General features: G+C 62.8%; 27 protein-coding genes, 1 tRNA gene and 1 pseudogene. 7 read left to right on the forward strand and 22 right to left on the reverse strand.

Annotated elements, in window-relative coordinates:
- Positions 1-76: 76 nt before the first annotated feature.
- The 3 genes from G9463_RS08090 to G9463_RS08100 all read left to right on the forward strand — a co-directional run bounded on the left by G9463_RS08090 (position 77) and on the right by G9463_RS08100 (position 1,475).
- Positions 77-844, forward strand: coding sequence for a glycosyltransferase family 2 protein (locus G9463_RS08090; RefSeq protein ID WP_165896423.1), 768 nt, complete (start codon positions 77-79; stop codon positions 842-844).
- Positions 844-1,326: a GtrA family protein gene (locus G9463_RS08095; RefSeq protein WP_049939119.1), complete on the forward strand. Its 483-nt coding sequence runs from the start codon at positions 844-846 to the stop codon at positions 1,324-1,326. Before G9463_RS08090 ends, G9463_RS08095 begins: the two co-directional genes overlap by 1 nt.
- Positions 1,327-1,400: 74 nt before the next feature.
- Positions 1,401-1,475 (forward strand) — tRNA-Met (locus tag G9463_RS08100).
- 271 nt (positions 1,476-1,746) lie between these two features.
- Here G9463_RS08100 and G9463_RS08105 read toward each other — a convergent pair.
- From G9463_RS08105 to G9463_RS08205, 21 genes are all read right to left on the reverse strand, one after another.
- Positions 1,747-2,223 (reverse strand): hypothetical protein, encoded by a 477-nt coding sequence (locus G9463_RS08105; protein WP_370457899.1) that lies wholly within the window; start codon positions 2,221-2,223, stop codon positions 1,747-1,749.
- 93 nt (positions 2,224-2,316) lie between these two features.
- Complete coding sequence (gene hpt, locus G9463_RS08110; RefSeq protein WP_004518711.1) at positions 2,317-2,886, reverse strand: hypoxanthine/guanine phosphoribosyltransferase; 570 nt, start codon at positions 2,884-2,886, stop codon at positions 2,317-2,319.
- 44 nt (positions 2,887-2,930) lie between these two features.
- Positions 2,931-4,832 (reverse strand): hypothetical protein, encoded by a 1,902-nt coding sequence (locus G9463_RS08115; RefSeq protein ID WP_165896424.1) that lies wholly within the window; start codon positions 4,830-4,832, stop codon positions 2,931-2,933.
- Entirely contained in the window at positions 4,829-5,317 is a 489-nt protein-coding gene (locus tag G9463_RS08120) for a hypothetical protein (RefSeq protein WP_165896425.1), read from the reverse strand. Before G9463_RS08120 ends, G9463_RS08115 begins: the two co-directional genes overlap by 4 nt.
- 86 nt (positions 5,318-5,403) lie before the next feature.
- Positions 5,404-5,868, reverse strand: coding sequence for a type IV pilin (locus G9463_RS08125; RefSeq protein WP_165896426.1), 465 nt, complete (start codon positions 5,866-5,868; stop codon positions 5,404-5,406).
- 262 nt (positions 5,869-6,130) lie between these two features.
- Positions 6,131-6,709, reverse strand: coding sequence for a hypothetical protein (locus tag G9463_RS08130; RefSeq protein ID WP_165896427.1), 579 nt, complete (start codon positions 6,707-6,709; stop codon positions 6,131-6,133).
- Positions 6,710-6,821: 112 nt separating this feature from the next.
- Entirely contained in the window at positions 6,822-7,298 is a 477-nt protein-coding gene (locus tag G9463_RS08135) for a type IV pilin (protein ID WP_165896428.1), read from the reverse strand.
- Between the two features lie 194 nt (positions 7,299-7,492).
- Positions 7,493-9,274 (reverse strand): Na(+)/H(+) antiporter subunit D, encoded by a 1,782-nt coding sequence (locus tag G9463_RS08140; protein WP_165896429.1) that lies wholly within the window; start codon positions 9,272-9,274, stop codon positions 7,493-7,495.
- A complete protein-coding gene (locus G9463_RS08145) occupies positions 9,274-10,971 on the reverse strand; it encodes a cation:proton antiporter (protein WP_165896430.1) in 1,698 nt (565 codons plus the stop codon). The genes G9463_RS08140 and G9463_RS08145 overlap by 1 nt, the downstream gene beginning before the upstream one ends.
- On the reverse strand, positions 10,968-12,461 hold the full coding sequence (locus G9463_RS08150; RefSeq protein WP_004963546.1) for a monovalent cation/H+ antiporter subunit D family protein: 1,494 nt from the start codon (positions 12,459-12,461) through the stop codon (positions 10,968-10,970). The genes G9463_RS08145 and G9463_RS08150 overlap by 4 nt, the downstream gene beginning before the upstream one ends.
- Positions 12,454-12,810 (reverse strand): cation:proton antiporter subunit C, encoded by a 357-nt coding sequence (locus tag G9463_RS08155; RefSeq protein WP_004963545.1) that lies wholly within the window; start codon positions 12,808-12,810, stop codon positions 12,454-12,456. Before G9463_RS08155 ends, G9463_RS08150 begins: the two co-directional genes overlap by 8 nt.
- Complete coding sequence (locus G9463_RS08160; protein WP_004963542.1) at positions 12,810-13,283, reverse strand: Na(+)/H(+) antiporter subunit B; 474 nt, start codon at positions 13,281-13,283, stop codon at positions 12,810-12,812. Before G9463_RS08160 ends, G9463_RS08155 begins: the two co-directional genes overlap by 1 nt.
- Positions 13,280-13,825 carry a DUF4040 domain-containing protein gene (locus G9463_RS08165; RefSeq protein ID WP_004963540.1) on the reverse strand — a complete coding sequence of 182 codons (546 nt, stop codon included), beginning with the start codon at positions 13,823-13,825 and terminating at the stop codon, positions 13,280-13,282. Before G9463_RS08165 ends, G9463_RS08160 begins: the two co-directional genes overlap by 4 nt.
- Positions 13,822-14,142, reverse strand: a complete 321-nt coding sequence (mnhG, locus tag G9463_RS08170) for a monovalent cation/H(+) antiporter subunit G (protein WP_011224857.1) — start codon at positions 14,140-14,142, stop codon at positions 13,822-13,824. Before mnhG ends, G9463_RS08165 begins: the two co-directional genes overlap by 4 nt.
- A complete protein-coding gene (locus tag G9463_RS08175) occupies positions 14,139-14,414 on the reverse strand; it encodes a cation:proton antiporter (protein WP_004963535.1) in 276 nt (91 codons plus the stop codon). Before G9463_RS08175 ends, mnhG begins: the two co-directional genes overlap by 4 nt.
- Positions 14,407-15,447, reverse strand: a complete 1,041-nt coding sequence (locus G9463_RS08180; protein WP_241244091.1) for a monovalent cation/H+ antiporter subunit E — start codon at positions 15,445-15,447, stop codon at positions 14,407-14,409. Before G9463_RS08180 ends, G9463_RS08175 begins: the two co-directional genes overlap by 8 nt.
- Before the next feature lie 152 nt (positions 15,448-15,599).
- A complete protein-coding gene (gene coaBC, locus G9463_RS08185; RefSeq protein WP_165896431.1) occupies positions 15,600-16,766 on the reverse strand; it encodes a bifunctional phosphopantothenoylcysteine decarboxylase/phosphopantothenate--cysteine ligase CoaBC in 1,167 nt (388 codons plus the stop codon).
- Between the two features lie 50 nt (positions 16,767-16,816).
- Positions 16,817-18,382 (reverse strand): hypothetical protein, encoded by a 1,566-nt coding sequence (locus tag G9463_RS08190; RefSeq protein WP_165896432.1) that lies wholly within the window; start codon positions 18,380-18,382, stop codon positions 16,817-16,819.
- Positions 18,379-19,704: a DUF58 domain-containing protein gene (locus G9463_RS08195; protein WP_165896433.1), complete on the reverse strand. Its 1,326-nt coding sequence runs from the start codon at positions 19,702-19,704 to the stop codon at positions 18,379-18,381. The genes G9463_RS08190 and G9463_RS08195 overlap by 4 nt, the downstream gene beginning before the upstream one ends.
- A complete protein-coding gene (locus G9463_RS08200; RefSeq protein WP_165896434.1) occupies positions 19,701-20,444 on the reverse strand; it encodes a hypothetical protein in 744 nt (247 codons plus the stop codon). The genes G9463_RS08195 and G9463_RS08200 overlap by 4 nt, the downstream gene beginning before the upstream one ends.
- Positions 20,444-21,550 (reverse strand): DUF4129 domain-containing protein, encoded by a 1,107-nt coding sequence (locus G9463_RS08205; RefSeq protein WP_370457900.1) that lies wholly within the window; start codon positions 21,548-21,550, stop codon positions 20,444-20,446. The genes G9463_RS08200 and G9463_RS08205 overlap by 1 nt, the downstream gene beginning before the upstream one ends.
- Before the next feature lie 122 nt (positions 21,551-21,672).
- On the opposite strand from G9463_RS08205, the gene G9463_RS08210 reads away from it, so the two are divergent.
- Positions 21,673-22,713 carry a M48 family metalloprotease gene (locus G9463_RS08210; RefSeq protein WP_240149973.1) on the forward strand — a complete coding sequence of 347 codons (1,041 nt, stop codon included), beginning with the start codon at positions 21,673-21,675 and terminating at the stop codon, positions 22,711-22,713.
- Here G9463_RS08210 and G9463_RS08215 read toward each other — a convergent pair.
- Positions 22,705-23,445 (reverse strand): NAD(P)/FAD-dependent oxidoreductase, encoded by a 741-nt coding sequence (locus tag G9463_RS08215; RefSeq protein WP_165896436.1) that lies wholly within the window; start codon positions 23,443-23,445, stop codon positions 22,705-22,707. The two genes, G9463_RS08210 and G9463_RS08215, sit on opposite strands and share 9 nt — an antisense overlap.
- 155 nt (positions 23,446-23,600) lie before the next feature.
- Between G9463_RS08215 and G9463_RS08220 the strand changes: the two genes are divergently transcribed.
- From G9463_RS08220 to G9463_RS08230, 3 genes and pseudogenes are all read left to right on the forward strand, one after another.
- The gene (locus tag G9463_RS08220; RefSeq protein WP_014039701.1) at positions 23,601-24,815 is read left to right on the forward strand and encodes a proteasome-activating nucleotidase; all 1,215 of its coding nucleotides are present in this window, start codon (positions 23,601-23,603) and stop codon (positions 24,813-24,815) included.
- A gap of 128 nt (positions 24,816-24,943) precedes the next feature.
- Positions 24,944-25,525 carry a DUF420 domain-containing protein gene (locus G9463_RS08225; RefSeq protein ID WP_014039702.1) on the forward strand — a complete coding sequence of 194 codons (582 nt, stop codon included), beginning with the start codon at positions 24,944-24,946 and terminating at the stop codon, positions 25,523-25,525.
- 63 nt (positions 25,526-25,588) lie between these two features.
- Positions 25,589-25,721 (forward strand): annotated as a pseudogene (locus G9463_RS08230) (HD domain-containing protein); the annotation flags it as partial.

Consider the following 25,721-nt stretch of genomic DNA (forward strand, 5'->3'; position numbering starts at 1 on the left):
GCCTCCGGACTTATCAACTGATCAGGAACCAGTAGCTTCGAACTGTTTTTAGTTCCGCCTGTCCGACTACTCGGCAATGTCGCGTTCCGTCGGGGTTGTCCTTCCAGCCTACCGTCCCGACATGGACCAGCTCGGGACCTATATTGCCGCCATTGACGGTGCCCTTGCCCCGCAGACCATTGTTGTCGAGCTTGATGCGCCACGAGACGGCGTTCCTGTACAGCTCCGTTCGCTCCCAATCGAAGTCCACACCGTGCCCTATCGCCGCGGGAAAGGCGCAGCTATCACCGCTGGGTTCGAGCGGCTGGAGACCGACGTGCTGGCCTTTGTCGACGCCGATGGGTCGACACCGGTCAACTCACTCGAACGGATACTGGACCCGGTCATCGACAGCCGAACGGACCTCGCTGTGGGCTCCCGCCGTCACCCGGACGCGACGGTCGCCACCCACCAGACGTTTGCCCGGCGGTTCCTCGGCGACGGCTTCGCATGGCTTGCCGGCCAGTTGCTTGACGCACGGTTGTATGACTACCAGTGCGGTGCGAAAGCCATCGACGTGGCCGCGTGGGAGCGCGTTCGCGACCACCTGTACGAGCCCGGCTTCGCGTGGGATGTCGAACTGATCGCCATCGCGGCGGCGCTGGACCTGCGTATCGAAGAGGTGCCGATAGAATGGGAAGACAAGCCCGGCTCGACGGTGTCGCCGATACGAACGTCGATAGACCTACTCGAAGCACTGCTGACGGCTCGCCACCGGTCGAAGCAACTGCGCGATGACAGCCTCCACACGGCCTTGGCCGAACATTTCGACGAGCCAACCGCTCTTATCGAGAAGGACCGATGATGGACATCGAACAGCAGGTTCGACGCATCGTTCCCGACCGGTTCGAGTCGCTCGTATCGGGCGTCCGGTTCGGCCAGTTCGTCTCCGTCGGCGTTGTCGGTGCGATCAGCGACAACACGGTTCTCGCCGTACTCGGCCTGGTTTTCGGTGTCAGCGATATGTGGGCCAAAGCCGCCGGCGTCGAAACGGCGATTCTCGTGATGTTTCTGGTCAACGAACACTGGACGTTCGCCGGCCAGGGTGATGCCGACCGCCGTTCGTTCGCCAAGCGGCTCGGGAAATCCCATCTGGTCCGGTCCGGCGGTGTCGCGGTCCAGCTTGCCATCTACTGGCTGCTCACGCAGTGGCTGACGATTGAACTCGTTGTCGCCGGAACTGACCTGTGGTTCATTGCCGCGAGCCCACTCGCCATTGGCGTTGCGATGCTGGTCAACTACGTCGCCGAGAGTATCTTCACCTGGCAGGTCCATGCGGACGGGTGAGCATAGCGCGTTACTAACTCACGGACGGCACTCGAATCACAACCCTTAATGAGGGGACCGGACTACGAAGAAGTAGCGGGATGGGATAGCCAGGAGATTCCGGCGGGCTCATAACCCGCAGATCGGTAGTTCAAATCTACCTCCCGCTATCATTTTGCCGAACTCACTCTTCCAGTGCGGCGTTTTACCGCCAAACAACGCTGAGTGCGGCAATTATAGCTGAGAAGATTTGAACGAGAGAACACCGAGTGATATGAGGTGTTCGCGTTGTTCAACTCTATCTCCCGCTATATTCTGTCGCTCACAAATTCGTGGGTGACTGGCGTATTCAGTAGATTTGAAGAAAGTCACAAGCGATCGAAGAGAGCGGCGTGAATGTGGTTCAAATCTCTCTTGCGTTGTAGACTGCGTTTAGCCTGTTCACCGCTGTTGCTCACTGTCGTGGAGATACCCCTCTCTGGCCGCCGTGAGTATCCGGTACAGTGTGGCGACCAGCGCAACAACGAGCAACACGCTAAGGACCTGTGTAGGCGTGTTCTGCGTCTTGAACGCCCATGGGAGCGCCAGCGCTACCAACTGGACGGAAACGATAAGTCCGGCGAGGGTCGTGACGGCGACCGACAGATACCGGGCACCGCGCTGAAATGGGCCGCCGCGGTCCATCGCCTCGAAGCCGTATCGCTGTACCATCGCCCCTTCCAGCGCCAGCCAGAGCGCCAGCAGTACAGCCGCACTGAATCCGACGGTTCCGAGCGGGTCCGAAATCGTGAGCGCCGTTAGTCCAGCGACAATTCTGCTCGCGCCGACGAGCAATGCGAGCGCCAGTGGCCCAAGCAACACAAGCGAACTGAACAGGGCGGCGAAATCCCCTGCAAGGGATCGAATGGAGGGAGACACAACGGCTAGTGTCGGCCCAGCATTTTGTAAGGCTACTGGCAACTACTGGCGGCCCGCTTCCAAATCGCTACAGGAACCGTATTAACAGCCGCCCTAGTCGTCGCCGTGCTCGTCGACGATGGTGACCTCGCCGTCGATGACCTGAACGTTGATCAGCGTCTTGGCGTCGTACCCGGCTTCGTCGAGCTTGTTCGTCCCGTCGGCTTTCTTGATGACACAGACGATGTCACGGATGTCCGCGCCGATGTCTTCGAGCGCGCCTGTAAGTCCGGCCAGCGTCCCGCCGGTCGAGAGCACGTCGTCAAGGACGAGGACCTGGTCGCCCTCGTACACGTCGTTGACGTACATTTCGCTCTCGGAATAGCCGGTTACCTGAGACAGTGACACTTCCCCGTCAAGCCCGTACTGACGCTTGCGGACGACGACGAGTGGGATATCGGTCATCAGCGAGACGGCTGTGGAGATGTGGATACCCATCGCCGCCGGTGTGACGATCTTGTCGACGTCGTCGAGCTCTGCCTTCCGGATGATCTTGATGACGATTTCGCGCAGAAGTTCCGGTCGAAGCATCGGGACCCCGTCGCTGATGGGGTGAACGAAGTAGTGATAGCCTTCCTTCTCGATAATTGGCGCTTCGAGTAGGGACTTCTTGAGTCGGTCCATGCTGGCGGTACTACAAGCCCGTACTAAAATTCTCCGTCACCGACTCAGTAGAGCGACAGCAACTCACCGAGCGCTCGCATCATCGGCAGGAGGTGTGCATCCCCCAGCGCGTAGTACTCGACGCTCGTCAGCAGTAGGAACACAGCCGCCACACCTGTTGCGGCACCGAGAAGCACTGCACCGACCTGCCCTGCTCGGCCTTCGGAGCGACCACAAAGTGCCCAGATACCGAGTGGGACAGCGATGCCAACCGCGAGCAGCGCGTGCAACTGGAACGCCTCGCCGATGCCGTTCACCGTCAGCGCGACAAACATCACGGTCACCTGGCCGCCGATCAACACTGTCCCCGCAACTGTCCAGAGGAATGTGTACCAGTGGTTCGCGAGGCTCTTGCGTACCGCTGGGAGCCGCACGAGCAGATACACGCCGAGCGGATAGAGCGGGAACAAATACCGGGCAGTCACCTGTGCGTGCAGTGGTAAGCGGGTGTTGTACAGGAGGATGACGCCGACGAACGCCGTTATGGCGAACACGTCCACGACACGGCCGGCGCTGAGTGTCCGGTCAGCCATCGACGATGGCAGACGCAGCCGTCGGACGACTGGGAGTGCACCGACCATGGCGACGAGAATCGGCGCGGATTCAAGCAGTGAGAGATTGACGGATTCCTCACCGGCCTTATCGAGCGTCCGGCTCGCGCTTCCTGACCGGACAAACGCGTGATACACGTCATCTGGTTGTTGCTGTAGCGCTTTGAATCCCGAAACAAGTTCGCCGCCCAACAGCAACAGCGGCCGCATCCCGCTCTTGATGATCCCGAACAGAGGTGACAGCAGAGTGAACAATCCATCTGGTCCACCACCGCCGCTACTGCTGCCACCGCTTGCACTGCTCGCAGTATTGCCGCCAAGGGAGCCACCGCGGGAAATCAACCTCGGGGGCCTCACCGGAGAGCCGGAGATAGCGATATTAGTGATAATAAACGGCAGCAGAGAGAGGGCGAAGACGACGCCGATACGAACGAGCGTCCCTGGGCTGTTGTCCGGGGCTGTTGGAATATCGACCAGCGCCAGAGCGACACAGAGCAGGAGCGCTTCCGGAGCGTGTACCCATGCGTACAATCCCACCAGCGCGTAGGCGAGTGCCCGGAAGGTCTGCCGCTGCGTGATAACTGCCCCGTCTGCTGGCTTGCGACTTCGATAGAGGCAGTACGCGACGCAGACGACCACTGTCCCGGTGACGGCGTGGCGCTTCGGCACCGACGCCCAGAAGGCCAGTGGCGTCCCGGCTGTGAGCAACACGACGCTCAGGAGCCCCAGCCGACGTGTTTGCACCCGGCTGAGGAGCCGATAGAGAACCACCGGCGTAAACGCTGCGATGAGGAGATGCGTCAGTTGCAGCGCGTATAGATGGGTCCGGCCGGCGTCGAGCGGCTGCGCCAGCGTCACGTTCAGCCCGAACAGTCCCAGGACAGTGACGGTACCACCGTAGAGGAGCCAGTCACCGTCGGTGTAGTAACTGCACTGGACCACCAGCGCTAACAGCGCGAGCGACCAGAGTGCGACCAGCGCAATGCGGAGTTCGACGACGGCGGCAAGCAGGTCAAGGACAAATACCAGCGGGAGCGAGAGGACAATGACGCCGTAGTTGCGCGCGTACCACTGACCGCCGTATCTGCTCGCCCCCGGCGTTTCTAGTCCGGGGCCGTAGGCCGCTTCAGTCATCGCTAGCTGTCCGTTCGAGAGGCTGTACAGCCCATTCGCCAGCGTGTATGAATCGTTTATCAGGAACGCTGTCCGCCACAGTAGCCCGAACAGCACGACCGTCGCGAGAAACACGCTCAGGCCGAGTCGGTCGCCAAACAGCACCGAATACGCCGTCTCGCGGGTGTTTGAGAGGGCGGGTGTCCGCTGTCGGAGACGCCCGACGAACCCCGCCGCCGTCATTTGACCACCGAGATCGTGATGTTGCGCGTCGCCACCACGCCGTGGCCCGCTCCGTCGCGCTTGCTCACAGTCACTGTGCCGGTGTACTGCTCGTGTTCTATCTCGCCGCCGGTGAACGTGTCCGACGCCAGCGTCAGGTCGTACGTGTCACCGGTCGAGTCGTCCAGAAAGTGATTCGTCGTCCGCGTGTAGCCCAGTTCCTCGATTGTGAGTTCGTAAACGAGTGTCGGCCGTCCGGTAAGATTCGCGAACTGTATGCGGACCGGCGGCGCATCGAGGTAGTAGCTCGCCGCGCCGTAGGACCCCTTCTCAATCGTTACTTCGTCCGGCATTTCAACTGTGGAAACCGTGACATTGCCAGATTCGAGCGCCACCGGCTCTGGTTCCGTTGCCAGCGTGACGCCGGGGACCAGCGGGCCGGAAAGCAGTGTGACGCCGAGTATAATGGCTATCACACCGGTAATAACAGCCCGCGTTCTTTCCATTGTTACCAGTCACTAGATATCTGGCAATAAAAGTATCGCAGAGGCAGTGATGTGGATCCGCAAAAACGCAGAAAATTAGAACTTAGTTACGCTTCAGGACCTGAGTCCTGTGCAAGCGTTGCGGAGTTGTCGCCCTCAGCGGACTCGTAGACCACGCTCACTTCATACTGATCGGTAATTGTCGTACTGCTGCTAGCCTGCGAACCATCCACAATAATTGAATTGCCGGCAGTGACCTCCGATGGAGTGCCGCTAGAGAGCGTTTGCCAGTCCTTGTCGATACTCGTTGAGCTGCTGTCGACAGTACCGCGTACGTAGAGCTCTGTAGCCTGAATTGTGTCGCCACCGTCATGCGTTATTTTTAATTCGGATCCAGTATCATAGTCGAAACTGAAACTAGCCTGCGGCGTGGCCTGCTGCGCCTGGTCACCGAGACCAAGCACAAAGGAGGCGATTACTGCGGCCAGAATGACCGTGATTGCGACCATCAGGATGACCCCGATGACCGGCGACACTGCGTCGTCGTCGTGGATGAGTTGTTTGATATCCATGGTTTGTTCGACGCACACCGCGAGTGTGACCCGAGTAGGAATCCCCTATAGATCGAAGGACTTCCTTACCGGCTCGCGGGGTGTGCTGTCTCAACCACATGAGAGGTACCTACTTATACACACAGTACGTTTTAGCCGTTCAATGCTGCCTTGAAAGACTTCAAGGCTGGCTGTACCGCCGGAATTCGATACGGCGGTATTTCGATAGTTCAGCGGCAAATGAGACAAACGAAACAGTACAGGCCGTGAAATAAACAGGAGTTTAGTTGTCGGACTCGGCTTCCTGGGCCACATACTCGGTCAGTGTCATCTCACGACCGGCGTAGGTATGATAGCCCGCGGAGACGCTGAGTACAATCGCGATCAGCGTGGCCCAGACCAGCGGCGGAATCACTGTGAACGGGTAGACGCCGACCCAGAGAATCGTCACGATTGCCAGACTGACCGCGCCGAGCGAGAGGTAGTACTCGCGCCAGGGGAACTCACTGCCCGGCACGATCTCGAGATAGACGGTGAGTTCCTCTGTGTGTGCAGTCTTGGAGATCGTCCCGTTTTCATCGTCGTAGTTGATGATACCCGTCTCGTCCATCCGCGGGAGATGGGACTGCTGTAACGTGGTGTAAACGCGCTTCCGTTGCGCGCTCGTCACCTCGGTATCTGGGCAGTCGTACTCCTGTGCCGCGACGTGTGACGCGAGGTCACCGAGCTGTACTGGCCCGTCGTGTGCCCGTAGATACTGCAGCGTGTACCGACGCCGCTCGTTCTGCAGCACGTCGAATATCTCGCCCTTTGAAAGGTCGTCGTCCGCAGCGGAGTCTGACCGTTTTACCTGCTTGCTCATGTCAATTTCTCCAATCCCCACCACCCATCACAGGGAATACAGCGAAAATCAGGACGTTCATCAGTTATAAACTCACGGGTTTCGGTGCCGGAAAAAACGAGATGCCGCGAGCTTATGCGTCAGGTCCGGATGCAGTGGCGAGTGTCGCGGAGTTGTCGCCAGTAGCTGACTGGTAGACGACATCGAACTCATAGCTATTACTGCTTACGGCGACAACAACTCGATCTCCTGCGACGACTTTGCTATTACTACCACTAGCTTGGCCTCCCGGCCACTTATCATTGCTATCAGTGATATCACCACTGCCGCTATTGTCGAAGCCAGTCCCTCGGAAGTAGAGGTTGCTCGCCTTAATTGAGTCACCGCCGTCGTGAGTAACGGTTACCTCACCCGCACTACCTGCAGCACCACCGCTATCGTACTCCGTACTGAAGCTAGCCTGTGGAGCCGTGTTACTGACCTGATCGCCCAGACCGAGGACGAATGTTGCGATAACGGCTGCAAGGATGACCGTGATTGCGACCATCAGGATGACCCCGATGACCGGCGACACAGCATCGTCGTCGTTGAAGAATCGTTTGAGTTCCATTGTTGTGTCCGCACGCATCAACAGGTCGCCCTGTTATGCCGTGCTTATCGAATCGTGGCTATGGAGATATATAAGTCTGCACCTGTATTATCAGAACGTGTAATTACCCTGTCTGTTAACAGCTATTCTGGGGTGTTTGAAACCGGATGCAGCCGATCAGGTCTGCAATTATCACAGAATATGTTTTTAGACCTTCACGAAAGGGCCAGCAGTGCCACTGTAACAAACACCGCGAGAATGAGGATGCTGAGTCCGATGCCGGCTCGCATCGGGTGTACGAGGCTGTCATCGTCACGACGCCCCGCAATCACGTCGTTCGGGGATGTCACTGCCCGCGTGACGACGCTCGTGGCCTGCACCACTGCGCGGTCCACGGCGGCGTACAGTTCGGTCACACCGACAACGAGCCCGCGGGAGCCATAGAAGACGGCGGGGTTGTACAGCGAATCGATGTCTGGGACACGGCCGAGTTTCGAGAGGGGCTTCTTTGTCACCGCGAAGCCAAGCAGTCCGAGAACGGCTAGAACGACTCCCTCGATGAGGTGGGGAACAGTGTACGTTTTGTAGACATGGTCAACGACGGCCTCACTCGTCACGTCGAACGGAAGGATGGTGAAAAGCGCCGTATCGTACACACCGTAGATGACACAGAGCGCAGCCACGGACACCATTGCCACGCTCTGCAGGCGGTTCGCGTCCGGGACGCTGCTGTCGTACTCGCCGTGGAAGAACGCGTAGTAGCCGAACTTGATGAACGACATGAACGTGCCAACGCCGCCCAGCAGTAGCATCCACTCGAGCGTATAGAACTCACCGAGCGGGAGCGGTCCCTTTCCGAAGGTGTAGTGGCTCCCGGAGATAATGATCCCCTTGCTGACGAACCCGTTGAACCCGGGGAAGCCGGCGATAGACAGCGCAGCGACGGAGAACGCCCCCGCTGTGATCGGCATCTCCCGCCAGAGACCGCCGAGTTTCTTCAGGCTCTCTGTCCCGGTCCGGTAGATGACGACACCGGCGGTCATGAACAACAGGCCCTTGTAGAGGATATGGTTGAACACGTGCGCGAACGCGCCGGCCTGTGCGAGCGAAGTTCCGATACCAACGCCGGCGACCATGTACCCGACTTGTGACTGGATGTGATAGGAGAGGAGCCGCCGCATGTCGTTCTGGAACAGCGCGAACAGCGCGCCGAAGATAGCCATTCCGCCGCCCATGTACGCGATGGCCTCGTGGCCGTTGGGGAACGCGCGGTACATCCCGTAGACGCCGGTCTTGGTCGTAAACACACAGAGGAACACGCTGGCGGCGATGTGCGGGCGCGGATAGGTGTCTGGCAGCCACGCGTGCAGGCCGATGAAGCCGACGTTGACGCCGATACCGATCGCGGCCAGCGCGGCGGCCAGCCCGGTCGTAATACCGGCCGTTTCCGGACCGCCCGGCACTGACGCGAACAGGAACGTCTCCACATTGACGTAGTGCCGGAGGATGGCGGCCATCAACAGCGTGCCGCCCAGCCCGTGCAGCAGGGCATACCGGAACCCGGCCCGGACCGCCTTACCGCCGTAGTGCCACACTAGGAGCGTGCTCGTGACGGCCATCAGCTCCCAGAAGAAGATGAGTGTCAGCCAGTCGCCAGCGAAGACGGCTCCAAAGCTGGTCGCGACGTACGAGAGGGCGTACCCTGTCTGTGTCGTGTTGGCCTCGCTGGCATAGGAGTAGAGCACGGCGACCGCGGCGATGAGCCCGAAAATGATACCCATCAGCCGAGAGAACGGGTCGACGTTCAGGAGGACGGCGTCGAACCCGAGGAACTGGGTCTGGAGATGTGCGCCCTCCGGGACCGCAAGTGCCCATGGCACCGCGAGCGCTGGCACGAGCGCGCCGACCGCGTGTCCGGCACGCCGCGGAAGCCGGGACACGACGATTGCCAGCGCCAGTAGTACGACGACTGGTGGAACCACTGTAAGCATCGACATTACGCCATCACCCCCGGCAGATTACCGACGATAGTGTCGACGATTCGCAGGAAGACAGCCGTGTACGGCACTGTCCCTAGCAGGAGCGACAGCGTGGCCGCGGTGAGGATCGGCCCGAGCATGAACCACGTACTTTCGCCGCCGCGCCAGCCGCGGTCGTCCCAGCCCCCTGCGGGCGGGCCGCCATGGTGTTCGTGTTCCTCATCGTGTTTCCCGAGGTGGTCGACGTGTTCTGGCTTCGGCACCTCGCCCTCGTCGGAGTGACCGTCGGCAACATCCGATGCGTGGTCATTTCCGCCGTCGGCTCGAACCTTGTCTCGCCCGCCAAGCGGCCCCCCGATGAGTGGCTTCTCGTCGTGACCGTCCGGCGATTCGAAGTACGCCTGATAGACGATTGGCCAGAAGTACGCGATGTTGAGGACACCGGAGACCAGCAACGCGGCGGCGAAGACGAGCCCGCCATTGAGGCTGAGCGCACCGATGACGAGATACCACTTGCTGACGAAGCCAGCGACCAGCGGAATCCCGGCCATCCCGGCCGCGGCGACGGCGAAGGCGGCCATCGTCAGTGGCATCCGTTTCCCGATGCCAGCCATGTCGCTGATGTCGTCGGTGTGGGTCTCGACGTGTATCGCGCCGGCACAGAAGAACAGTGTCAGTTTCATGAATGCGTGTGCAGGGATGTGGAGCAGGCCGCCCGTCAATGCCTGTCCGTGGAGCAGTCCCAGCCCGAGCACGATATAGGACAGTTGGCTTATCGTTGAGTACGCCAGCCGCCGCTTCAGGTTGTCCTGTCTGAGCGCGATGACACTCGCCGTCAGGAGCGTAAAGGCCGCAATCGCGGCCAGCGGGAGGCCGACGCCGAGTTGCTCCATCGTTCCGGTCCCGTACACGTCGAGAACGACTCTGGCGATGCCAAACACGCCGCTCTTGACGACTGCGACGGCGTGGAGCAGGCCCGACACCGGCGTCGGCGCGACCATCGCATCCGGGAGCCAGGAGTGCACCGGCATCAGTGCGGCCTTGACGCCGAAGCCGGCCGCAAGCAGGGCGAACGCTGCCCGTGCCAGCGTCGGGTCCGCCGTCACGAGGCCTTCGAGCCCGCCGGGCGTAAACGCGGTCGTTCCGGCGAGGACGAACACCAGCACCGTCCCGCCCAGCACGGCGACGCCGCCGCCGAAGGTGTACGCAAGGTACTTCCGACCGGCGGCGCGGGCCTCGTCCGTCTCGTCGTGGGTAACAAGCGGGTACGTCGACACTGTCAGCAGTTCATAGCAGACGAACAGCGTCAGCAGGTTCGACGCGAACGCGACGCCGACAGCCGACGCGAGGCTGGCTGCGAAGGAGGCGAAGTACCGCGTCTGGGCGTGTTCGTCCAGCCCGCGCATGTAGCCGATGCTGTAGAAACTGGTGACGATCCACAGCAGGCTTGCAAGCAGGCCAAAGAGAAGCCCGAGCGCGTCGACGCGGAACGCCAGTTCGATCCCGGTGGCCAGCTGCCCGAAAGAGAAGACGTACCGCATCCCCGACAGGACGCCGGGGACCATGCTCGCGACGATAGCGAACTTCGCGACTGCCACCGTGATGGTCACCCCCTCCCGCACGTTCGGACGACGTTTGAGCGAGAGAATCACGGGGATGGCCACCGCGGAGACGAGGATTGCAAACAGCGGTCGAAGTGATGTGATATCAGTCATTGGTTTAGCAGGGGTGGAAGCGTCTCTCGAAGCACCTGTTCGAACGCTGGTACGGCTGCGGTCAGCGCGACCGCGAGCGCAGCCGCGATGACGACGACGGCGATCATCCCGAACGAGACTGCCTGTCCGCTCCCATCTGTTACGGGAGCCTCGTCAGGCTTCGAGTGGATGGTCGCCTCGGCGAAGTAGAGCCGCTCGACGAGGCGGGCGAAGTACGCAAGCGTCAGCAACGTACTCGCGAGCAACACGGTCACAACGGCCCAGTTCTCGGTGTTGACTGCGCCGAGGACAATGTACCACTTGCCGACGAAGCCGACCGCCGGTGGAACGCCGACCATCGCCAGCGAGAGCACGGCGAAGGCAAACGCCGAAACCGGGACGCGGCTCCCCATCCCGGCGTAGCCGTTCACCGTCGTCGCGCCCGTCTTGCGCTCGATAATGCCCGTCGCAGCGAATAGCCCGCCCTTCATTACCGCGTGGCCGAGCAGGTGAACGGTCGCGCCGACGACGGCCAGTGGGGTTGCGATGGCGAATCCGGCGATGACGAGGCCGAACTGCGACACCGAGGAGTACGCCAGCATCCGCTGGACGCTGTCCTGTGAGACGGCGAGCGCACTTCCCGCGATGATACTCACGCACGCCAGCCCGACCAGCGCCCAGCGAGCGACGGGCACGGCCGCCAGGAACTCCACGGTGAACACGGAAAACAGCAGGCGGGCAAGCGCGTATGCCGAAACCGTCGAGACAAGCGCTGAAATGAACGCGCTCACCGTATCCGGGGCGTTCGCGTAGGCGTCGGGCTGCCAGGTGTGCAAGGGGAACAGAGCGACTTTCACCGTCAGCCCGCCGACCATCAGCCCGAACGCGGTCAGGACGAGCGTCGAGTCGTAGGCCGCCATCTCCCCGAGTTTGGTCGCCAGGTCAGCCATGTTGAGCGTGCCCGTTGCCGCAAGCAGGTAGCCGATGCCAAGCAAGTACAGCGAGGCCCCGACGGTCCCGATGATGAGGTACTTCAGCGCCGCGACGGCGGCACTGGCGTCCCGGCCACTCGCTACGAGGCCGTACGCCGCAAGCCCCGTGATTTCGAGGAACACGTAGAGATTGAACACATCGCCAGTGACCGTCATGCCCGTCAGGCCGGCGACCAGCAGGAGGTACAGTCCGTAGAAGGGGCCCGAGTGCGGGCCGGCCTGCCGAGCGTACGCGAGCACGCCGAGTGACACGACAGCCACGAGCAGGGCGACGGCACCGGAGAGCCCGTCGACGACGAGTTCGATGCCGTACGGGGCGGCGAAACCACCGACCGCGTAGGACACAGTCCCATTTGTGCCGACGGTCCACGCGAGCAGTCCGGCCAGGCCGGCCTGCCCGAGGAGTGTCACCGTCGCGACGGGCCACCCGGCCCGGTCGCTCACGAGACTCGCAGCCAGCGGTATCGCACCGCCGACGATCGGCAGGACAACCAACAATACGGGGAGTTGTTCAATCATAGTAGAGCTGTTTGAGCTTGTCTTCGTCCAGCGTACCGTACTCGGTGTAGATGCGGATGATCAGCGCCAGCGCCACGGCGGTCAGGCTCACCCCGACGACGATCGCGGTCAGGATGAGGACGTGTGGCAGCGGGCTGACGTACGGCCCACCCCCTTCCTTTATTATCGGCGGGTTTCCGCCGGTCCGGAACGCGAGCGTGATGAAAAACAGGAAGATGCCCGTCTGGAAGATGTTCATTCCGATGACTTTCTTCACGAGGTTCCGGGACTCGATGAGCATATACAGGCCGATACCGAGCAGGAGCATCACAGCGAAGTAGTTGTAATGTGAGTTCAGCAGTTCAAACATTAGCTCTCATCCTCCGGTTCGTCGACGGCGTGGCCGAACCCCGCCGCAAGCAGGAAAAAGAGGCCGATAGCAACGCTGGCGACGATACCACCGATGGCCAGTTCGACGAGCTCGATGGCGTAGGCGACCACGTGCGAGATGAACTGTTCGTACAGGTGATATTCGAGGAAGTTCCCACCCAGGAGAATCGTTCCCAGCCCGATGGCTGCGAACGTGAGCACGCCGCCGGATGCGAGCGCAGCGACGACACGGACGTCGAGCCACTCCCGCGCCGCGTCAATCCCGTAGGCAAACGCGAGCATCATTACGACCGACCCCGCGATGACCCCACCCTGGAACCCACCGCCGGGGGAGTTTGCCCCGTGGAACATTACGAACAGGGCGAAGGTGAGCACGAACGGCGCGACAACGCGGACCGTCGTCATGATGATGGTACTCTCGACGTACAGCCCGGTTCGCTCGTCGGCGCTCATGCGAACACCTCCTGTCTGAGGACGGTCAGCGCTGCGACCCCGGCTGAGAAGACCACGACAGCCTCACCCAGCGTGTCGAACCCACGGTAGGCCGCGAGCACCGCCGTCACACCGTTTTTCACTTCGGTGTCCGCGTACGCGTTTTCGAGGTAGTACTGTGTTACCTCGCCGCTGACGACGGGGTTTGCCGCGCCATCCGCCCCGACGGCGGGCAGCGCTGGAACGGTCGCAATCATAACGACGACGAACCCGCCGACCAGTACGACGGTCCGGGCGCTGATCGACTCGAACAGGCCGTTTTCCTGTGGCCGAACAGTGTTTGCCAGCGCCAGAATGAACAGTATCGTCATGATGCCGGCCCCGACAGCCGCTTCGGTCAGCCCCACGTCGGGGGCCTCAAGCATCACCCAGATAATGGAGATACCGAGGCTGTAGGCGGCAAACGCCATCAGTGACGCCAGCACGTCACGGAGTACGGCCGCGCCGATAGCACAGCCCAGCACGAACACCAGCAACACTGCCTCGATGAGTGAGAGGCTCATGATTTGTCCTCCTCATCGCCGGTAGTCCACGGCTCGATGCCCTGATCCTGTGCCGCCCGGGCGATGGCGTGGGCGGCGGTGGGGTTGGTCAGAAACATAAACACCAGCAGGAAGACAGCCTTGATCGTCGCGAGGTCGGTCTGAATCGCGAGTGCGGCGGCCCCGATAGCGAGGACGGCCCCCAGTGTATCACTTTTCGATGCCGCGTGAGCGCGTGTGTAAACGTCAGGAAGCCGGACAATGCCGATCGAGGCGACGCCGCCGAAGAACGCGCCGATCAACGCGAGCGCGACAATCGCCCACTCTGTTGGCGTCATAGCACACCCCCGTGCTCGACGTTGAACTTCGAGAATGCTATCGAGAGCAGGAAGTTCAGCAGCGCGTACACGAGCGCGATGTCGAGGAACAGCGGCTTATCGAGCGCGCCGGAGACGAGCGCGATCGCAATAACGGTGTTCGTCCCCATCACGTTGACCGCGATAACTCTGTCGTGGTCCGTCGGTCCCGCAAACACGCGGTACAGCGACACGATGGCGAACAGGACGAACGCGCTCGCGATTGCCAGCAGCGCCACCTCGAACTCAATCATCGTCGGCCACCTCCGGGTCGCCAATGTCACTCTCGACTGTGTTGTCGTCCCCCTGTCCGCGCTCGCGCGGCGAGGGAATGGCTGCCGCCTCCCGGCCGTAGAAAACGAACCGGACCGCTCGTTCGAGGCCGCCGTCAAACAGGTCCTCGCGCGAACTACCGGTGAGCGAGTGAATGTCGAACGCCTGCTGGGAGACACTGACGGTGAGCGTCCCGGGCGTCAGCGTGATGCTGTTTGCCAGCGTCGTCACCGCTCCGTCACCCCAGATCGCGGCCTCCAACTCGACCATTTTGGGGTCAATAGGCAGCGACGGGTGCAAGACGACGTACGCGATTTCGAGATTGGCGACGGCGATTTCCTTGAGCAGGTACGGGACGTAAATCGCGAACCGGGCGAGTTGCCTCGGAATCCGGGTCAGCGACGGCTGGCGACTGAACGCGATCGGCGCAAGCAACGCAGTGACGATCGTCGCTGTTATCGCACCAGTGAGGAAATCCAGCGGTTTGTACGAACTCAACAGCAGGTAAAACAGATACGACGCTCCGAAAATGGTGAGATACTTCGGGAGCGTCGCGGCGCGGGCGAGTGCGGTCGACCGTGCCGGTCGCTCGACGGGTGCGGTCTCGACCTCGATATCGCCCCGGACGAGTTCGACTTCGAGCGGCCGAAGCATCGGCGTCGTGCCGCCCGGGTTGAACTCCGGATCGAGGACGACCCGTTCGATGCTGTGTTCGTCGGCGTAGGCCAGAATCGCGTCGGCGTAATCGCCGGGACTGAACAGGTAGCGGTCAGCACCGATGACGCCCAGTTCAACCTCGAGGTTCGACGGTGGGGAAGTACCCAAGTCTTCGTCGAGCCAGACATCGATGCGGTCAAGCAGGTCCTTGGCTTGGCCGAGCTCCGTCTGTGCGTCGGGGTCAACGGCGCGTGTGCTTGCGACGGCGACGAGGTGCAGCGATATCTGTTGTTGCCCCTCTCTGGCCGCCGATTCGGCCTGTTCAACGGCGTAGGCGACGGTGTTCCGGACCGTCACCGAATCAGCTACTGGCACGAGCAGGCGACGGGGTGGTGGTACAGTCACAGTATCTGTTTAGAAACTCCGAATAGGCGGTTCGTCGGGCAGTACTGTCGTTATCGGACCGGAGCAACGGAACACGCAAAACTATTTCGTAATCGGTTACGCGCTCAGTCACGACTGGACAGATGGTCACCGAGTTCGTTGGCGACACGGGCACCCAGACCCTGTTTTTCCCCAACGTACTCCGTGGCCGCGTCTGCGTCGACAAGCAGGGCGCGCGTCTCGTCGTCGCCCATCACGCTCGCGTCGTTGGCGACCACGAAGGCCAGCCCGGCCCGCTCGCGTATCTCGCGGGCGCGCTCGACCAGGGTTTCGTCGTCGCCTTCGGTTTCGACTTTGAAGCCGGCTATGGGAAGGTCCGGGTGGTCTGCCCGAACAGTGTCGATGAGCTTCGGCGTTGGTTCGAGCGTCAGCGTCAGTTCTGCCTGTCCGCTCTTGATCTTCTCGGGAGCCTGCTCAACGGTGTAATCTGAGATAGCGGCTGCCGAGATCAGCGCGTCAGCGGAGCCGGCGACCCGCCGGGTAGCCGCTGTCATCTCCGCGGCGGACTCGACCCGCTCGACAGTCGCGTAAGGAACGTCCGGCCCATCATGGACCAGCGTCACGTCGGCCCCGCGGACGTAACAGGCCCGCGCGACCGCCCGTCCGGTCCGCCCCGAGGATCGGTTCGAGAGCGTCCGAACGGGGTCGACTGATTCCGTGGTCGCGCCCGCGGTCACAACGATGTGCTCGTCGGCCAGTGGCCGGTCGCCCGCGGCCCGGGCGGTCGCTGTGACGATGGCCTCCTCAGTTGCGATCTTGGCTTTCCCCTCCTCGATTCGCGGGTCGACGAACTCGACGCCCCAGGACGCGACGCGGTCAATAGCGTCCAATACACCGGGGTGGTCGTACATCGGTTCGTGCATCGCCGGCGCGACGACGACAGGCACGTCAGCACCGAGTGCGGTCGTCACACACGTCGTCACGGGTGTATCATCGATTGCCGCGGCGACCTTGCCGACGGTGTTTGCCGTCGCCGGTCCGAGCAAGAGCACGTCCCCCCAGCCCGAGCGTCCGCAGAGGTCGACGTGCTCGACACTGCCTGTGATTTCGGTAATCACCTCGTTGTCCGTCGCGAACTCAAGTGCCCACGGATGGATGATGCCCGTCGCGCTGTCGGTCATCACGGCCCGAACGGACGCCCCCTGTCGTCGGAGTTCGTGTGCGAGTTCCACCGTCTTGACGGCCGCGATAGACCCCGAAACCCCCAGAACGACGTTGACTCCGGTCAGCATACCTGCGGGTTCGCGGTGCGGGGGTAAAAGCCCCTGTCTCTCCGGCGGCGCTAATCGCTGTCGTCGGCAGTCCGCTCGCCCCGGCTGCCGCTCCTGTCACCGCTGGTGTGTGGTCCCTCCTCATGTGCGTTCAGTGCGAGGGCGAACGCAGCTATCGCCAGCAGGACCAGTCCGAGCGCGAGTACCGAACTGAATGAGAGCCCGGCCGACGTGGTTGGAACCGCGACCGGGATGAGCACGTATCGAACGAACAGCACGAGGAGGATAGCCCCGGCGAGGACGGCCGCAGTTCCGGTGACGTGGACGAACTCGCTGTCCGTCGTTTCGGCGTCCCGGCCCAGTTGCTGCCCGATACTGCTGGCGTGCGCGCTGGCGTCCCAGACCAGTAGCGCCGCCGCGCTTCCGACGAGGACGAGTATCGGTGCGAGTCCGCGCTCAGCCCCGAGCAAGGTCATGACGAACAGCAGCCCGCTTCCGGTCGCGAATCCCGCCACCCGTCGCGACAGTACCTCTGCGCCGACTAGTTCGGCCAGCAGCGTGATGAGACCGCGGAGGACGGCGACCGAAATCAAGACGCCGAGCAGCAATACGGTAGCCGAGCCATAATGGCCGCCTCCGGTAAACGTGGGCGCTACTCGCCGGGTCACGCCGGCGGCAGTAAGGGCCAGTGCGCCCAGCAGCAGTCCCACAGCGGCCACGATACTGCCGGTCTGCCGTGCCAGTGACTGTCCGGGGTCGTCCCCGAGCCACTGTAGTAGCCACTGCCGGAGCCGTTCGACGATGAGGATAGCCAGTAACGCCAGAATCCCGGCTGCAAGGGGGAGATGGAGCGGGCCACTGAAGACGACCCGAAGGGCCGATCCGAGCACCGGGAGACTGTCGAGGAAGCGGTCAAACAGCATCTGCGCCGTCGGAACAAACGCCACGAGCAACTGCAGGCCGACAGCGGCCTTGAGCGGGGTGTCGATGTCCCACCAGTTTGTCCCCAGCAAGTCCAGTCGTTCGAGCGACCGGTCGGTCGTCGCTGTGGGTGCCGGAACCCACGACTCCAGCGTCTCCGTGGCCCGGTCCAGCAACAACAGGGCAAGCAGGACCCCGGCCTGTAGCGTCACGAAGCCCACGAGCGGGTGGAGAGAGAAGCCAGTGACAACGCGAACAAGCACCCAGGGGAGCCTGACGGCAGCGGCGACGGCACAGACAATTGTGACGATGACGCCAACCACCAGTACCACGAAACTCTCATCAAGCATTGCCGAGAGTTCGTCCGTCGCATCGGCCGGCGGCACCAGCCCGCTACTCGCGTCGATGACGACGAGTGTGGCGGCCAGCGGGAACCCAAGCGCCACAACGAGCGACCAGTAGTCAGTCGCCAGTAGCGCGGTCCCACAGAACACGCCTGCGCCGATGATGATGAGGATACTGCCGCCAGCGATGCGCTCGCGGGCCTCGCTGCGGAGCGCCCAGACCCCGGCGGCGATACAGAGCCCGCCGCCGGAGCCGGCCAGCACTGGTATCGGGTCCACGACAGCGAGGCCGAGGACGAGCGAGACGAGCACTGCGACCGTTCCGGTCAGCGCCGCGCTCGACGCCGCCGGTCGATTGTCGAGTGCCGTCATGCCCACCGCTCCGTTGCACGAATGAGGGCTTTCGCGAGCGGTTCCGTGGGCGTCCAGTCGACAACTCGAACTGTTCCTCGAAGGGTGTCGAGGCGGGCCGTTCGGTCGATTCGCTCGACGGTACGTCCCGGACTGTCACCGCCCGTCATGTCTGGGCTGACGACCGTGACTGCGTGTCCGTACGCCGCGAGTCGTTTTGCCGCATCGGCCGCCCGGTCGTCGAGCAGGGGCGTACAGAACACGACCTGTGACTCGCTCGGAATCGAGCGGTCGAGTGTCGCCACCGCATCGCCGCCGTCGGCGATTCCGTAGCGGTCTGCCATTTCAGTCGACGACTCCGCCGGCCGGGTTCGGGTGTTGGTGTCGAACAGCCACGAATCGCGAGTCCCAGAGGGCCCGGTGGCCGACCCGCTCACAACACCCTTCAGGAACCTTTCCAATCGCTGTTCCTGTGCTCGGTTGGCCGATGGCTGTAATGTCTCGCCACTGTCGTAGGCGGCGGCACCGACGCGGTTGTCCATCCCTAGAAGCGCCGAGCCGACCTGCTGGGCCGCGTAGGCACAGAACTGGACAGCCGTGGGCGCGTTTGCCTCGCCCGCAACGGAGTGTCGGGAATCGACGAGCGTGATGACGGTGGCTGCTCGCGTCTCCTTGAACTCGATTGTCGCGAGCTCGTTCGTCTTCGCGAGGCGGTTCCAGTCGACCCGGCTCATCGGGTCCGAGGACTGGTGCTCGCGGATAGCGTAGAAGGCAAGCCCGTTCCCGCCGGCGTCTGTCGGGATACGCCCGGACTGGGAAAGCGTCTGGCCCGAGAGCGGAACGGTGTCCACACTGGCACTACACGAGAGTCTCGTCTCGACGGTGACCTGCTCGGCGAACTCGACGGTCCCGGTCAGGTTCCGGCAGACGACCGCCACGTCGGTGAACGCGTGGTCACCGCGCCGGGCGTCGACCGTGTAGGTGACTGAATCTGACGCCCCGGCTTCGAGATGGGTTCCGAACCGCGGGGAGCCGTCGACGACCTCCAGCCGCTCCGGGACGCCGTCGAGAACGCGAACGTCAGGCAGCGTCGCGTCCCCGTCGTTCGTGAGCGTCAGCGTCACTGTCACCTCTGAGCCGGGGAGCGGGTCAATCGGTTCGATGTGACGCTCGACCGTGAGCGTCGGTTCGGGGTCACCGATGGCCGCCTGATAGGCCGCGTACACCAGCGCCACCGCCGCGACCATGAACACCGCCGGGTTCCCGGTGACGATGCCGGCCCCGCCGGCCACCAGCGCGGCCGAGAGGCCGACGTTACGCTGTGTGGTTTCTCGCGTGCTCATGCACGCTCACCTCGCTGGAGCCGTCGTATCTCGGTCGCCGCCGCCTCGACTTTCCGGTCGAACCCCTCGCCGCTGGCCCAGTCCCGTAGTTGCATCTCGATTGGCGGGTCGGGTGCGTCCGGGCCGCCGAGGAAGGCGGCCGCCCGGCAACTGTCAGTCCACGAGCCAGTGCGAACGTCCCGGGCCGCCGCCTCCATCGACATCTCCGCCGTTTCGACCAGCATCTGTCGCGCGGCCTCACGGAGCCTGTTCCTGATTTCCGACGCATAGCTCGCTTCGAGGCCGTTGTACGGGTCGACGCGTCCGTCGATTTTCTCGAGCAACTCGTCGATATCGTCGCCGACCAGTTCGCCGGATTCTGCCTGTGTCGCTTCCGGTTCTAGCAGTTCATCGAGCAACTCCGTCGATCTGTCGCCTGTCTCGTCGTCACGATACGGATCACGCGGCTGGCTCCCCTTTATCGGCGGCAGAGCGGAATCCTGTGTCCGAACAACCGTGTACAGGCCGAAAACGCCGATTACCGCAGCGCTGACGCTTGCAACAAGCTGTAGTTGTCTGGCCGTTCCGCTCCCGACATCCGGAAGCACTGAGGGGAAAGTAACGACGAACACTGCCCCAGCAAGCGCGGCGAGTCCCAGCAGGGTGTACTGGACGAACCTGCGCCCCGGTGCCGGGCGGTCGACACTGATATCGATGGTTGCGCTGGCAGTTTCCCCCTGTTGTGATTCAGCATCACTCATCAGTCGTCACCCCTTCCAAGGAGTTCTCTGAGAGCGGCACGAGCCGATTCTGTTCGGTCCCCGGTCGCCGACCGCCCGCCGTATTCGACCTCCCGAAAGAGGACAGTTAGCCGGCGCACGGGCTCGGCCGGAAGTCCACTGTTGATAGCCCGGCGGGCGTACTCCCCGGGCGTCGCCGTCTCGGGGTCCGACACTGACACGCGGTCAGCTAGCAGCGCCCAGGCTTCCTGCACCGACAGTGAATCGATGTCCGGCCCGTCATCCGTCTCACTCGTTGATTCGGTGGCCGTCGACTGTCTTTGCTCCGAGTCCGACGAGCCAAACAGCGACGGGCTGTCGACGCCACTCCGAACGGAGGCAAAGAAGCCACCGGTTCCGCCGAACCCGCTGAGAGCTCTGAACGGCGCGACTGAGAGCGACCCGAGCGCACTCGGCAGGCCGGCGACTCCCCGCAGTGACATCGTGCCGACCGACCCGACCCCCGTCGACAATCCGGCCAAGATACCGCCGGAGACAGCACTGATACCGGCCCCGACTCGTGAGAGCGCCGCCGACCCCGAGAGCAACGCGGTGGTCGTTACCTTCGGAATCCGGCCGATAGTCCGCCCAATCGTCCCGTTCGAAACTGTCGAAACGACTGTCTTGGCTAGCTTGCCGATGATAGGGTGCAGTCGGAGTCCAACGTCTGTCCACCCGCCACCCTCCGCGTTCGATGCGGCCCGGATAACGCCGACTGCAACGATACCGAACCCGCCGATCAGCGCCAGCCCGAACAGCTTCACCAGAATGGGTGACCCACTGTCTTCGCCGTCGCCGGCCGCCGGCGTTTCTGTCGCTGTCTCCGTGGGTGTTGGCGTCGCCGCCGGCTCATCGTTTGTCGCCTGTGGCGTCGTCGCTGCCCTATCGCTCGTCGCTACCGGCGTCGGCCCACCGTCGATTTCGTCGGGCCCTGTTCCGTCGGGCGTGGCCGGCCCGCTCGCTCGGCTGTCGAGGGGGCCGCTTGACTCGAATTCGACGCCGATTGCGCCGGGAAACAGCGCCGTGCCAAACAGAACAGCGACTGCACAGAGGAGGGCGAGGGCGGCACGCACCAGCTTTGTTGACACTACGAGACCGTTTCCAGTGACAGAGTAAATATTTTCCCTCACTGTGTGACTGTCCGAACAGAAAACCTTTCATTCGCTGTGGGTATAGCAGAACTACCCCTATGCGGACACTGACTCGCCGTATGCTGCGGACCCTCTTGCTCCTCGTCGCTGTCGATATCGCTGTGGTTGCGACCGCGGCGGTGCTCCTGACACCCTGGCTTGTGCCGGTGCGGAATGCCGTCGCGGCTCACCTCCCGTTCGGTGGTGCATCGGCACGCATCGCCTGGTGGATAGCCATTCTCACCCCTGCTCTTGTGGCGTTTGTCTGGGCACAGCTCCGGTACACCAGCGCCCAGACGATGGCCGAGGTTGACGCTCGCATCGTCGGCCCCGATGAGTACCCTGCCCTCCACGAACGGGTGCAACGGCTCGCGCAACTGGCCGACCTCACGCCGCCACGGATTGCCGTCGCGGACGCCGACGTACCGAACAGTTTCGCTATCGGGACGCTTGGCGGCGCGACGGTGGTCGTCAGCGAGGGGCTCCTCTCGGCGCTCGACGGCGACGAACTTGATGCCGTGCTGGCCCACGAACTCATGCACGTCGCCAACCGCGACGCGACCGTCATGACACTGGCCAGCTTCCTTCCGTCGCTGACCAACGGCGAGTACGACCCGCTTGCGGACCTGCTTCCCGGCGGGAGTCGCTACACGCTCGGGCTGGTCGCGCTCGGTTTCGCGTACGTGTTCAGTGCCCGGGTGCTTGCGGCCCCCTTCGGAAGCCTCTCGTTCACGCTGGGGTTTCTGTTTCTGTTTGCGGTGACAGCCCTGTTGGGTAGCGTCGCGCTGGGTGTGTTCACTGCTCCCGTCGTCGTCCTCGGGCGGTCGCTCTCACGCGCTCGGGAGTTTGCTGCCGACCGGAGCGCGGCCCAGCTGACCGGCGACCCCGCCGCGCTCGTCGGGGCGTTAGAGACGCTCGACAGCGGGGTCGACGACCGGCCGGGGACGGACAAACGCTCCGCGTACGCGGGCGTCCGCGGACTGTGCTTCCTTCCCTACGGGTTCGATACGGCGGCGTCGAGCGATTCCCTGGCTACCAAAACACGGTCACACCCGCCGACGACGGAGCGGGTCGAACGACTGCAGTCAGTCGCACGCTCGCTCGAAACAGGGTCAGTCTGAATCCTGCTCGACGCTCGGATGCATCGTCGGCTCGCCCGGCATCGGCTCCTCAAAGTACCGTCGCATAACCTCTAGAGACTCCTGTTCGCGCTTCTTGCGCTCCGCCTCGTCGACCTCCTCACAGCCCGGCGGAACCGGTCGGTCGCGGCCAGTGAAATATCCTGCCGGCGCGGTCCAGTCGTGATAGAAGTCGATGTCGGAGTCCTCTAGCAGTGTGAGCCCGACCTGTGCGCCGTGGCCCGCGGCGACGATGGTCTGGTGGTGCTGCTCGGCCAGCCGGCCGGCCGCGTACAGCCCCTCGATATCGGTCCGGCCCTGCTCGTCGGTCGAGATGAACTGCTTCGACCCACGGTCGATGAGTGAGAGGTCCAGCCCCTCCAGATACGACGGGTCCGACCAGGACGCGGCGATGAGGTAGGTCGCGTCGTATGACTCGCCGTCGGTACAGGTCACCTCGAAGCCCTCCGCAGTTTCCGTCACCTGTTCGGCTTCGCCGTCGATGAACCAGACACCGGCGCGACGCGCCTGTGCCCGCATGAGTTCGAGCAGGAGCCGGGGGTTGATTCCCGCCGGAAACCCGGGGTAGTTCTCCAAGTGGGCATTGCGGTTCAGTATCGACTCACCGGTCGAGATGATCCGTGTCGACAGGTCGGCGCGAGCGGTGTAGATCGCCGCCGACAGTCCGGCGACGCCGCCGCCCACGATGATGACTTCTTCGCGGTCGGTTGGCATGGACGGATGTTTCCAGCGGGGGCCAAGAAACGTGCCGGTTTGAGACCTATAGACGGAGAGTGGTCAGTAACGGCCCCGTCAAGGCACACACCGGGCGATACAGTTTCTGAGACTACCCGAAGCCTCATAACGATACACCTACTAAAGGCGTCGTAATGACCGACACCGTCGACGAGGTCGATATGCCGTACGACGATGACGCGTCTCAGCAACAGAAGATCGAGGCGCTGCAGGAGCGGCTAGAGGTGCTCGAATCGCAGAACGAGGAGATGCGCGACAAGCTGCTGGACGCGAACGCGGAAAACAACAAGTACCAGCAGAAGCTCGAACGGCTTACGCACGAGAACAAGAAGCTCAAGCAGTCACCGCTGTTTGTCGCGACCGTTCAGGAACTCTCCAGTGACGGCGTGATTATCAAACAGCACGGCAACAACCAGGAGGCCCTGACAGAGGTCACTGACGAGATGCGCGAGGACCTCGAACCCGACGACCGCGTCGCCGTCAACAACTCGCTCTCTATCGTCAAACAGCTCGACGACGAGACCGACGTTCGCGCCCGCGTGATGCAGGTCGACCAGTCGCCGGACGTCACCTTCGCCGACATCGGCGGCATCGAAGAGCAGATGGAGGAGGTCCGCGAGACCGTCGAGATGCCGCTGAAGAGCCCCGAGATGTTCGAAGACGTCGGCATCGACCCGCCGAGCGGCGTCCTGCTGCACGGTCCGCCCGGCACCGGCAAGACGATGCTGGCGAAGGCCGTCGCCAACGAGACCGACGCGACGTTCATCAAGATGGCCGGCTCCGAGCTGGTCCACAAGTTCATCGGCGAGGGCGCAAAGCTCGTCCGCGACCTGTTCGAGCTGGCCCGTCAGGAGGAGCCCGCCGTCGTCTTCATCGACGAGATCGACGCCATCGCGGCCAAGCGGACGGAGTCGAAGACCTCCGGCGACGCCGAGGTCCAGCGGACGATGATGCAACTGCTCTCGGAGATGGACGGCTTCGACGACCGCGGCGACATCCGTATCATCGCCGCGACGAACCGCTTCGACATGCTCGACCGCGCCATCCTCCGCCCCGGCCGCTTCGACCGCCTCATCGAAGTGCCCAACCCCGATGTCGAGGGCCGCAAGCAGATCTTCCAGATCCACACCCGCAGCATGAACGTCTCCGACGACGTGGAGTTCGAGGCGCTGGCCGAGGAGATAACGGACGCCTCCGGTGCTGACGTGAAGGCCATCTGTACCGAGGCCGGGATGTTCGCCATCCGCGACGACCGCACCGAGGTCACGATGGCTGACTTCCACAACGCCTGGGAGAAGATCCAGCAGGAGGAGACCGACGACGAGGACGTCTCCCGGACCTTCGCCTGATTCGGCCACACTTCTATCGGATTTCCCGCCGTTTTTCCGAGTCAGCAGCCACCGCTCCGGCTCGCAATCGCGCCGCTGTTCCCGCCCGTTTCAGAACACAGTTACCACTCCGGTCCTGAACTGTTACTATGGCCGTCGCAGACACACTCCAGTCGCGTGCCCGCGCTCGTCCGCGGCTCGTCACCGCTGTCGTCTCGGTCGTTGGCTACGCGCTCGTGTTCGGCGCGTTCGGTGGCGTATTACCCCTCCCCGAGTTCTCGAACGACACCGTCATCCTGCTGGGTGACGCAATCGCCGTCGTCAACAGTATCGCCTTGCTCGCAATCGTCGCCGGCGTCTACTTCATCAAGAACGACCAAGTACAGAAACACCGCGCAGCGATGCTAACCGCCTTCACCCTCATCATGGTGTTTCTGGCGCTGTATATTCTCAAAGTCGGCGGCGGCTTCGAGAAGGAGATCGTCGCCGAGGGGATCGTCTGGACGGCGTACATCGTGATGCTCGCCATCCATATCCTGCTGTCCGCGGTGTCCGTGCCCGTCGTCGTTCACGCGGTCGTGCTCGGGCTGACCCACTCCCCCGCCGAGCTTAGAGAGACGATTCATGCCCGTGTGGGTCGCATCGCCGTCTCCGCCTGGGGACTGAGCCTATTTCTCGGGCTCGTCACCTACGTCATGCTGAACCACATCTACGGCTGGGTCCCCCGGTAGGCGACCCCTCCCGGTGCGTTCGGTGGCGAACGATTTTGCCGGCCGCCGCCGTAGGCCACGGCAATGACTACAATCAAGGACAGCGTCCACGACCATATCGAGGTTCAGGGCGTCGCGGCGGCATTGCTCGACACGCCGCCGGTCCAGCGGCTCCGGCACATCTCCCAGCTCGGCACGGTGACGCTCGTCTATCCTT

The organism is Haloarcula sp. JP-Z28 (assembly GCF_011440255.1).
Classification (GTDB): domain Archaea; phylum Halobacteriota; class Halobacteria; order Halobacteriales; family Haloarculaceae; genus Haloarcula; species Haloarcula marismortui.

Coding starts and splice junctions, on each gene's coding strand:
- G9463_RS08090 (WP_165896423.1), top strand. CDS start 77: ATGTCGCGTTCCGTCGGGGTTGTCCTTCCAGCCTACCGTCCCGACATG.
- G9463_RS08095 (WP_049939119.1), top strand. CDS start 844: ATGGACATCGAACAGCAGGTTCGACGCATCGTTCCCGACCGGTTCGAG.
- hpt (WP_004518711.1), bottom strand. CDS start 2,886: ATGGACCGACTCAAGAAGTCCCTACTCGAAGCGCCAATTATCGAGAAG.
- G9463_RS08115 (WP_165896424.1), bottom strand. CDS start 4,832: ATGACGGCGGCGGGGTTCGTCGGGCGTCTCCGACAGCGGACACCCGCC.
- G9463_RS08120 (WP_165896425.1), bottom strand. CDS start 5,317: ATGGAAAGAACGCGGGCTGTTATTACCGGTGTGATAGCCATTATACTC.
- G9463_RS08125 (WP_165896426.1), bottom strand. CDS start 5,868: ATGGATATCAAACAACTCATCCACGACGACGACGCAGTGTCGCCGGTC.
- G9463_RS08130 (WP_165896427.1), bottom strand. CDS start 6,709: ATGAGCAAGCAGGTAAAACGGTCAGACTCCGCTGCGGACGACGACCTT.
- G9463_RS08135 (WP_165896428.1), bottom strand. CDS start 7,298: ATGGAACTCAAACGATTCTTCAACGACGACGATGCTGTGTCGCCGGTC.
- G9463_RS08140 (WP_165896429.1), bottom strand. CDS start 9,274: ATGTCGATGCTTACAGTGGTTCCACCAGTCGTCGTACTACTGGCGCTG.
- G9463_RS08145 (WP_165896430.1), bottom strand. CDS start 10,971: ATGACTGATATCACATCACTTCGACCGCTGTTTGCAATCCTCGTCTCC.
- G9463_RS08150 (WP_004963546.1), bottom strand. CDS start 12,461: ATGATTGAACAACTCCCCGTATTGTTGGTTGTCCTGCCGATCGTCGGC.
- G9463_RS08155 (WP_004963545.1), bottom strand. CDS start 12,810: ATGTTTGAACTGCTGAACTCACATTACAACTACTTCGCTGTGATGCTC.
- G9463_RS08160 (WP_004963542.1), bottom strand. CDS start 13,283: ATGAGCGCCGACGAGCGAACCGGGCTGTACGTCGAGAGTACCATCATC.
- G9463_RS08165 (WP_004963540.1), bottom strand. CDS start 13,825: ATGAGCCTCTCACTCATCGAGGCAGTGTTGCTGGTGTTCGTGCTGGGC.
- mnhG (WP_011224857.1), bottom strand. CDS start 14,142: ATGACGCCAACAGAGTGGGCGATTGTCGCGCTCGCGTTGATCGGCGCG.
- G9463_RS08175 (WP_004963535.1), bottom strand. CDS start 14,414: ATGATTGAGTTCGAGGTGGCGCTGCTGGCAATCGCGAGCGCGTTCGTC.
- coaBC (WP_165896431.1), bottom strand. CDS start 16,766: ATGCTGACCGGAGTCAACGTCGTTCTGGGGGTTTCGGGGTCTATCGCG.
- G9463_RS08190 (WP_165896432.1), bottom strand. CDS start 18,382: ATGACGGCACTCGACAATCGACCGGCGGCGTCGAGCGCGGCGCTGACC.
- G9463_RS08195 (WP_165896433.1), bottom strand. CDS start 19,704: ATGAGCACGCGAGAAACCACACAGCGTAACGTCGGCCTCTCGGCCGCG.
- G9463_RS08200 (WP_165896434.1), bottom strand. CDS start 20,444: ATGAGTGATGCTGAATCACAACAGGGGGAAACTGCCAGCGCAACCATC.
- G9463_RS08210 (WP_240149973.1), top strand. CDS start 21,673: ATGCTGCGGACCCTCTTGCTCCTCGTCGCTGTCGATATCGCTGTGGTT.
- G9463_RS08215 (WP_165896436.1), bottom strand. CDS start 23,445: ATGCCAACCGACCGCGAAGAAGTCATCATCGTGGGCGGCGGCGTCGCC.
- G9463_RS08220 (WP_014039701.1), top strand. CDS start 23,601: ATGACCGACACCGTCGACGAGGTCGATATGCCGTACGACGATGACGCG.
- G9463_RS08225 (WP_014039702.1), top strand. CDS start 24,944: ATGGCCGTCGCAGACACACTCCAGTCGCGTGCCCGCGCTCGTCCGCGG.